Below are 1417 nucleotides of genomic sequence, written 5' to 3' on the forward strand. Positions count from 1 at the left end.
AGGTAGGTAAATCCGCCTTGCATACGGCTGAGACCTGATGCCGAGCCGATTGTGGTGAAGTGGATGATCCTATGCTGTCGAGAAAAGCCTCTAGCGAGTTTCATGGCGGCCCGTACCCTAAACCGACTCAGGTGGTCAGGTAGAGAATACCGAGGCGTTCGGGTGAACTATGGTTAAGGAACTCGGCAAAATGCCCCCGTAACTTCGGGAGAAGGGGGGCCACGTCTGGTGATCGGATTTACTCCGTGAGCTGGGGGTGGCCGCAGAGACCAGCGAGAAGCGACTGTTTACTAAAAACACAGGTCCGTGCGAAGCCGTAAGGCGATGTATACGGACTGACGCCTGCCCGGTGCTGGAACGTTAAGGGGACCGGTTAGCTCACTTTCGGGTGGGCGAAGCTGAGAACTTAAGCGCCAGTAAACGGCGGTGGTAACTATAACCATCCTAAGGTAGCGAAATTCCTTGTCGGGTAAGTTCCGACCTGCACGAATGGCGTAACGACTTCTCGACTGTCTCAACCATAGGCCCGGTGAAATTGCACTACGAGTAAAGATGCTCGTTTCGCGCAGCAGGACGGAAAGACCCCGGGACCTTTACTACAGTTTGATATTGGTGTTCGGTTCGGCTTGTGTAGGATAGCTGGGAGACTGTGAAGCAGGCACGCCAGTGTTTGTGGAGTCGTCGTTGAAATACCAGTCTGGTCGTGCTGGATGTCTAACCTGGGTCCGTGATCCGGATCAGGGACAGTGTCTGATGGGTAGTTTAACTGGGGCGGTTGCCTCCTAAAGAGTAACGGAGGCGCCCAAAGGTTCCCTCAGCCTGGTTGGCAATCAGGTGTTGAGTGTAAGTGCACAAGGGAGCTTGACTGTGAGACCGACGGGTCGAGCAGGGACGAAAGTCGGGACTAGTGATCCGGCGGTGGCTTGTGGAAGCGCCGTCGCTCAACGGATAAAAGGTACCCCGGGGATAACAGGCTGATCTTCCCCAAGAGTCCATATCGACGGGATGGTTTGGCACCTCGATGTCGGCTCGTCGCATCCTGGGGCTGGAGTCGGTCCCAAGGGTTGGGCTGTTCGCCCATTAAAGCGGTACGCGAGCTGGGTTTAGAACGTCGTGAGACAGTTCGGTCCCTATCCGCTGTGCGCGTAGGAGTCTTGAGAAGGGCTGTCCCTAGTACGAGAGGACCGGGACGGACGAACCTCTGGTGTGCCAGTTGTTCTGCCAAGGGCATGGCTGGTTGGCTACGTTCGGGAGGGATAACCGCTGAAAGCATCTAAGCGGGAAGCCTGCTTCGAGATGAGGACTCCCACCCACTTGATGGGGTAAGGCTCCCAGTAGACGACTGGGTTGATAGGCCAGATATGGAAGCCTGGTAACAGGTGGAGTTGACTGGTACTAATAGGCCGAGGGCTTGTCC

Annotated in this window: 1 rRNA gene; it reads left to right on the forward strand. The window is 56.0% G+C overall.

From position 1 onward, the window contains the following. Positions 1 to 1417: ribosomal RNA gene (locus tag AB0947_RS42785) — 23S ribosomal RNA — on the forward strand; the annotation flags it as partial.

Source organism: Streptomyces sp. NPDC047841 (genome assembly GCF_040704085.1).
Lineage (GTDB): Bacteria > Actinomycetota > Actinomycetes > Streptomycetales > Streptomycetaceae > Streptomyces > Streptomyces argyrophylli.